This is a genomic window from Microbacterium sp. (assembly GCF_032084865.1).
GTDB lineage: Bacteria > Actinomycetota > Actinomycetes > Actinomycetales > Microbacteriaceae > Microbacterium.
Map to the genome: position 1 here is coordinate 20,549 of NZ_DAMDLU010000006.1, position 7,249 is coordinate 27,797.

Sequence of the window (7,249 nt, forward strand, 5' to 3'; positions counted from 1 at the left end):
CCCCTGACCCGCTCGGGATAGGATTGGCTGATTGAGCGGCGCGGCAGATCCGTCTCGCCTGCGATCCGACCCCGCCACGATGGCACGAGCCGAGAAACGCACGCATGACAGATTCCTCCCGCACCGGCGAGTTCGCCCCCCGGCACCGCGTGCTGATCATCACGCCAGACACCTTGGGGCGCAAGATGGGCGGACCGGCCATCCGCGCGTGGGAGATCGCGCGTCGTCTCAGCGCCGCGGCTGACGTGCGACTGGCGTCGGTGAAGGACGCCACGTTGCGACACGAGGATTTCCGTGTGTTCACGGCAGACGCCGACGAGCTGCGCGGCCACGTCGCGTGGAGCGATGTCATCATCGCGCAGGGAGAGGTATTCTCCCTGTATCCGTGGCTCGTCGACTCGGATGCGATCATCGTGGTCGACGCCTACGACCCCCTCCATCTCGAAGTGCTCGAATCGGGCAAGGACGACGGGGAGGAAAGCCGGCGTTTTCTCGTGGACTACTGCGTCGAGATGCTGACCACCCAGCTGCGACGCGCCGATTACGTCATCTGCGCCTCTGAGAAGCAGCGCGACTTCTGGCTGGGCCACCTCGGGGCGCTCGGCCGGATCTCTCCGGAGAACTACGATCGCGACCCCAGTCTGCGTGCGCTGATCGACGTGGTGCCGTTCGGCGTTCCCTTCGAGGAACCGGTCCAGACCCGTCGGGGCATCCGCGACGGGGTCGAGGGCATCGGTGACGACGATCGAGTCATCCTCTGGGGTGGCGGCGTCTACAACTGGTTCGACCCGCTCACGTTGATCCACGCCGTCGACGTACTCGCCCGCCGTCGCCCGCAGGTCAAGCTGTACTTCCTGGGGATGAAGTACCCCAACCCTGACGTCCGCGAATCACGCATGGCCGCTGACGCGCTACGCCTGGCCGACGACCTGGGATTGGTCGGGTCGCATGTGTTCTTCAACATGGACTGGGTCGACTACGACGACCGCGCCAACTACCTCTTGGACGCCGACCTGGGGGTGAGCACTCACTCGCTCCACATCGAGACCGCATTCAGCTTCCGCACGCGGATGCTCGATTACGTGTGGGCCGGACTGCCGCTAGTCGCAACGGACGGCGACGGCTTCGCGGCGCAAATCCGGGACAACGGTCTGGGACGCGTCGTTCCTCCGGGCGATGTCGAAGCTCTCGCGGAAGCGCTGGAGCATATTCTGTTCGAGGCGGATGCCGCCGCGATCCGCGACCGGGTGCGCGACTTCGCCCGCGAGCTCACGTGGGATCACGCGCTTGCGCCACTTATCGAGTTCTTGAAGGAACCAACTCGCGCAGCGGATTATTCGTGGCTTCGGCACGAATCACCAGACGCACACCGGCTGCGCCACATCGAAGCCCTCGAGGCGAAGATCCTGCAACTCGATGGCGAGCTGGGCGAGGCCCGTTCCGAGGCGTCCCGCGCGCACTCCGAACTCGACCGGGTTCGGGCCAGCACCTCCTGGCGCGCATCCGCGCCGCTACGTCTCGTCGGCAGGATGATCCGCCGCCGATGACCGTCAAGCCGCCGCGGTGATCCTGGCCGCGACGGAGCCGAGAGTAGTGGTGGCATCGTGCACCGTGAACATCCGACCTTGCATGAGCACGTGGGAATTGATGTCGATCACCTCGGACGCGTTCGCGTTGATGTAATACTGACCGGCCCCTAGATAGACATGCTCGATCCGAAAGTCGACGTGACCATCACCGGCGGGCAGAGGCGGAAGGGTCATGCCGAGCCTCTCGGTGTTGGAAGCGATCGTCATCTGCCCCAAGGTTGTATCGATGCTGAAGCCGGCCGCCCATCGTGGCATCGGCTGCGAGGCGCGGACGTGAATCCTCAGAGTCAGTGGATCGCCCACGCGCACGTCTTCGATTTCGTCCCCGTCATCGTCGAGCAGGCTGATCCCGGTCACTTCGATCGGCAGCCCGGCCTCTTCGTCCGGGAGCTCGTCGTGACGTCGGCCTTCGAGGACCCTACGGAGCACGGCGACTCCCTCGTTGACGTCGCCGTCGAACACGACCTTGCCGGACTCGAGCACCACCGCGCGATCGCATAGTTCCTGCACCTGGGACGCGGAGTGCGAGACGAGCACGATGGTGCGCCCCTCCGCACGGAACTGCGCGATCCGTTCCATGCACTTCCTCTGGAACGCCTCGTCTCCGACTGCGAGCACCTCGTCGACGAGCAGGACATCGGGGTCGGTGTGCACGGCCACCGCGAACGCGAGCCGCACGAACATGCCTGATGAGTAGAACTTCACCTGCGTATCGATGAACTCTCCGATGCCGCTGAAGCCGTGGATCGCATCGAACTGCTGGTCGACCTCCTCGCGGCTGAGTCCGAGGATCGCCGCGTTGAGGTAGACATTCTCCCGCCCACTGAGGTCGGGGTGGAACCCGGCTCCGAGCTCCAAGAGTGCAGCCATGCGCCCGCGCGAGAGGATGGCACCGCTGGTGGGTGCGACGATGCCCCCGATCAGCTTGAGCAAGGTGCTCTTCCCCGAGCCATTGGCGCCGAGGAGACCTACCGTCGTACCCGCCTCGATATCAAGAGTGACATCGTCGACGGCGGTGAAGCGCTCGCGGTGCTCGCGACCGAGCTTGCCGAGATGAAACACTCGATCCTTCAACGTGTTGTCCTTCCGCACCTGGAAGGACTTGGACACCCCCTCGACGCGGACGACGACGGGACCGGGTTCAACGGAAACGACCATCACAGCTCCTGAGCGAAGTTGCCCTGCAGGCGCTTGAACACGCGGTGGGCGAAGAACAGCAGAACGAGACCGATCACGAAGGCGATCGCGATTCGCAGGCCCAGCTGCGAGGGGTAGTCGGCCGCCGTGCCGCTCCCCCAGAAGGCCCGGTGAAAGCCAAGGACTCCCAGAGTGATCGGGCTGTTCAGGTACACCTCGAACAGCCAGTTCGGGAGATTGAAGCTGGCGAACGCATCTGCGGCCATTCGCCATGAGTAGACGATGGGTGACGCCCACATCGCAAGCATCACGAGGAGCTCGAGGAGGTATTGCACGTCGCGCAGGTAGACGTTGACGGCGGCGAGGAAGATCCCGAGCGCCAGACCATACACCAGGATGAGCGCGACGGAGGGGAAGAACCAGAGCATCTGGAGCAGGTCGCCGGGCAGCGCGTCGAAGATCATCGCTGCCCCGAGCAGCACCCCGCATTGGATGAGGAACATCACGCCAGCGCCGCCGACACTGGCCAGCGGGAAGATCTCCCGTGGGAGGTAGATCTTCTTCACCAGACCGGAGTTCGCGATGATCGAACTCGCCGACCCAACGACCATCTCGCTGAAGAAGCTGTAGAGCGTGAGCCCGGAGAAGAGATAGACGGCGAAGTCGGGAACCCCATCGGCCGCCCGCAGGAACTTACCGAGCACGACGAAGTACATGAGGAAGACGATGATCGGCCGGATGACCGTCCACAGGAAGCCGAGGACGCTATCGCGATATCGCGCCTGGAGGTCGCGACGAACGAGAAGACCGAGAAGTTCGCGTCGTTGGAAAAGTTCCCGGACTTTGCCTCCGCGAGCGACGGTGACCAAGCCCGACGAGTCCGTGCGAGAGAACGGGGTGGCAGCGAGCAGCCTGTATCGAGCGTCCGTATCCACCTTGCTCCGTAATCCGTCGAATCAACTCATCTACCCTATCCCAGCGCCCTCATCTCCCCTGAGCGGCCGCCTGGCGACGATCCGGTAGCCTCGACGAGATGTCCGCTCCCCGGCGGACAGGATAGGAACCGGTGAGAACATGACGAAATCCCCCTCGCGCGTCGTCGTCACAGGCGCCGGAGGCTATCTGGGCCCCCATGTGGTCTCAGCCTTGGCCGATAGGGGCCACGAGGTCGTCGCAGTCGTGCGTCCCGGATCCGCCGCGACGACCGATCCCAGGGCCGCCCGACTGGAGGCAGACCTGCTGTCCACGGACTTCGACGTAGCCGCGTGGGGAGACGCGCCGTCACTCGTTCATCTCGCGTGGAAGGACGGCTTCGTCCACAACTCCCCGGCACACATGGAGCAGTTGTCCGCTCATTACTCTCTCCTACGGTCCGCCGCGTCGTCGGGCACGCACAGGATCGTCGCCCTCGGCACCATGCACGAAGTCGGCTATTGGGAGGGCGCGATCGACGGCGACACTCCCACGCGACCTCTGTCGCAATACGGCATCGCGAAGGAAGCGTTACGTCGCGCCCTCCCGCTCGCCCTTCCGGAGCAAGTCAGTCTGGCCTGGGCTCGCGCGTACTACATCTACGGCGATGACCGTCGGAGCAATTCCATCTTCCGCAAGCTCCTAGAGGCGGCCGACGCGGGTAAGACGATCTTCCCCTTCACGAGCGGCAGGAACCGCTACGACTTCATTCGTGTGGAGGAACTCGGTCGCCAGCTCGCCGCGCTCGTCGATGCCCCGGATGTGACAGGCACAGTGAACTGCGCGACCGGCGAGCCGCGGTCGCTCGCGGACCAAGTCGAGAGCTTCATCGCTGAACACGAGCTTCCGATCTCGCTCGAATACGGAGCCTTCCCCGACCGCCCATACGACTCTCCGGGTGTCTGGGCGGACGCGACGACGATCCGCGAAGTCATGGCTCGCAGCTGAAACGAAAAGGGGTATCCGGCGCACAGCCGAATACCCCTTCTCCTCGGCGCGCGAGCCGTTGTGTCTCAGCGACGACCGTGCGAGAGGACCTCGAGCAGATAGGTGCCGTATCCGCTCTTCATCAGCGGCTCGGCACGCTCTCGGAGTTCGTCGTCGTTCAGGAATCCCATCCGCCAGGCGACCTCCTCGGGGCAGCCGATTGAGAGTCCCTGGCGCTTCTGCACCGTGCGGATGAACTCTGTGGCCTCGCTCAGAGAATCAAAAGTTCCGGTGTCAAGCCACGCCGTGCCGCGAGGCAGAATCTGCACCTTCAGGTCGCCGCGTTCGAGGTATACGCGGTTGAGGTCGGTGATCTCGAGTTCACCACGAGCGGATGGCTTGAGGTCCTTCGCGATCTCCACCACGTCGTTGTCGTAGAAGTAAAGGCCGGGGATGGCGTAGTTGCTTTTCGGCACGGCCGGCTTCTCCTCGATGGAGAGCGCCCGGCCATGTTCATCGAACTCGACGACACCGTACGCCGTGGGATCGGCGACCCAGTACCCGAAAACGGCGGCACCTGACAGGTCGGTGTACTCGCGCAGATGCGAGCCCATGCCCTGGCCGTAGAAGATGTTGTCGCCGAGGACGAGGGCGGCTGTGTCGTTCCCGATGTGGTCGGCGCCAAGAGTGAACGCCTGCGCAAGCCCATCCGGGGAATGCTGCTGGACGTATGTGAGCGAGACGCCGAACCGGGTTCCGTCGCCCAGGAGCCGTTGGAACTGGTCTGCGTCATGAGGAGTGGTGATGATCAGGATGTCGCGGATGCCGGCGAGCATGAGCGTCGTCAGCGGGTAGTAGATCATCGGCTTGTCATACACCGGAACCAGCTGCTTGGAGACCCCCATAGTGATGGGATGGAGCCGAGAACCGGTGCCACCGGCAAGAATAATGCCACGCATGATGACAAGTGTCGTGCATCCGCCTGTCTCAGGCCAAATTCATTCAGGCAGCGCCGGATAGGATTGCCTAATGCGCAAGCTCTTGGTTACCGGAGGCGCCGGGTTCATCGGCTCCAACTTCGTCCATTATGTCCTCGAAAACACCGACGACACCGTGACGGTGCTCGACAAGCTCACGTATGCAGGCGACCGCGCTTCCCTGGCCGGTCTTCCCGCAGACAGGTTCCGCCTCGTGGAGGGCGACATCTGCGACGCCGAACTCGTCGACGATCTCTTCGCCGACCACGACGCCGTAGTGCATTACGCCGCCGAGTCTCACAATGACAACTCTCTGAGCAGCCCGGCTCCCTTCGTCGAGACGAACTTGGTCGGGACGTTCATTCTCCTCGAGGCAGCACGACGCACTGGAGTGCGATTCCACCACATTTCCACCGACGAGGTGTACGGGGATCTTGAACTCGACGACCCGGCGCGCTTCACCGAGGACACCCCGTACAACCCGTCGAGCCCCTACTCCTCCACGAAGGCGGGATCCGACCTGCTGGTGCGGGCGTGGGTGCGCTCGTTCGGCGTCAACGCCACGATCAGCAACTGCTCGAACAACTACGGTCCCCGTCAGCACGTCGAGAAGTTCATCCCCCGCCAGATCACGAACCTGATCGACGGCGTCCGTCCTCGCCTGTACGGCGACGGCCTCAACGTGCGCGACTGGATCCACGCCGACGACCACTCTTCGGCGGTCCTGCGCATCCTGGACGCGGGCCGCATCGGCGAGACCTACCTCATCGGCGCCGACGGCGAGAAGAGCAATCGCGAGGTGATCGAGCTCATCCTCGAGGCGATGGACCGCTCATCCGACGACTACGACCTTGTGCCCGATCGCCCGGGCCACGACCGTCGCTATGCGATCGATTGGTCGAAGCTGCGCGACGAACTCGGCTGGGAGCCGCAGTTCTCCGACTTCTCCGCGGGCATCGTCGACACCGTGCGGTGGTACCGAGACAACGAGGACTGGTGGCGTTCACAGAAGGCGGAAACCGAGGCGAAGTACGCGAAGGCGGGCCAGTGAGCACCGAACTGCAATTCGGCCTACCGCTGGCGTGCCATGAGACCACAATCTCCGGATTGCAGCTGTGGGACATCCCCGTGCACGGCGACAACCGCGGATGGTTCAAGGAGAACTGGCAGCGGCAGAAGATGGTCGAGCAGGGACTCCCAGACCTCGGCCCGGTGCAGAACAACGTATCGTTCAACAAGACGCGTGGCACCACTCGCGGAATCCACGCAGAGCCGTGGGACAAGTTCATCTCGGTCGCGACCGGCAGCGTTTTCGGGGCATGGGTTGATCTCCGTGAAGGGCCTGGTTTCGGAATCGTTTTCTCCACCGTGATCACCCCTTCCGAGGCGATCTTCGTGCCGAAGGGTGTGGGCAACGCGTTTCAAACGCTGGAGGATTCGACCGCCTACTCGTACCTCGTGAACGAGCACTGGTCGCCGGAGGCCGAGTACACTTTCCTCAACCTCGCCGACGAGACTGTTGCGATACCGTGGCCAGTTCCTCTCCACGAGGCTGAACTCTCCGAGAAGGATCGACAGCACCCTCGCCTGGTAGACGTGGTGCCGATGTCGTTCGCCTGACCTGGTTTTGGATATGAGAAGAAGGGG

Annotated in this window: 6 protein-coding genes and 1 pseudogene; 4 read left to right on the plus strand and 3 right to left on the minus strand. The window is 63.7% G+C overall.

The window, feature by feature from the left end; translation table 11 throughout:
* Positions 1–149: 149 nt before the first annotated feature.
* Positions 150–1,547 (plus strand): glycosyltransferase, encoded by a 1,398-nt coding sequence (locus RT309_RS01465; protein ID WP_313354667.1) that lies wholly within the window; start codon positions 150–152, stop codon positions 1,545–1,547.
* Positions 1,548–1,550: 3 nt separating this feature from the next.
* Here the strand turns inward: RT309_RS01465 and RT309_RS01470 are convergent, their stop codons facing one another.
* On the minus strand, positions 1,551–2,747 hold the full coding sequence (locus RT309_RS01470) for an ABC transporter ATP-binding protein (protein ID WP_313354668.1): 1,197 nt from the start codon (positions 2,745–2,747) through the stop codon (positions 1,551–1,553).
* Complete coding sequence (locus tag RT309_RS01475) at positions 2,747–3,595, minus strand: ABC transporter permease (protein WP_313354670.1); 849 nt, start codon at positions 3,593–3,595, stop codon at positions 2,747–2,749. The genes RT309_RS01470 and RT309_RS01475 overlap by 1 nt, the downstream gene beginning before the upstream one ends.
* 205 nt (positions 3,596–3,800) lie before the next feature.
* Between RT309_RS01475 and RT309_RS01480 the strand changes: the two genes are divergently transcribed.
* Positions 3,801–4,646: an NAD-dependent epimerase/dehydratase family protein gene (locus RT309_RS01480; RefSeq protein ID WP_313354672.1), complete on the plus strand. Its 846-nt coding sequence runs from the start codon at positions 3,801–3,803 to the stop codon at positions 4,644–4,646.
* Between the two features lie 65 nt (positions 4,647–4,711).
* On the opposite strand, the gene rfbA is transcribed toward RT309_RS01480, so the two are convergent.
* Positions 4,712–5,584, minus strand: a complete 873-nt coding sequence (gene rfbA / locus RT309_RS01485) for a glucose-1-phosphate thymidylyltransferase RfbA (RefSeq protein WP_313354673.1) — start codon at positions 5,582–5,584, stop codon at positions 4,712–4,714.
* A gap of 70 nt (positions 5,585–5,654) precedes the next feature.
* On the opposite strand from rfbA, the gene rfbB reads away from it, so the two are divergent.
* Positions 5,655–6,653 (plus strand): dTDP-glucose 4,6-dehydratase, encoded by a 999-nt coding sequence (rfbB, locus tag RT309_RS01490; RefSeq protein WP_313354675.1) that lies wholly within the window; start codon positions 5,655–5,657, stop codon positions 6,651–6,653.
* A gap of 8 nt (positions 6,654–6,661) precedes the next feature.
* A pseudogene (locus RT309_RS01495) lies at positions 6,662–7,210 on the plus strand (dTDP-4-dehydrorhamnose 3,5-epimerase family protein); the annotation flags it as partial.
* Positions 7,211–7,249: the final 39 nt, after the last annotated feature.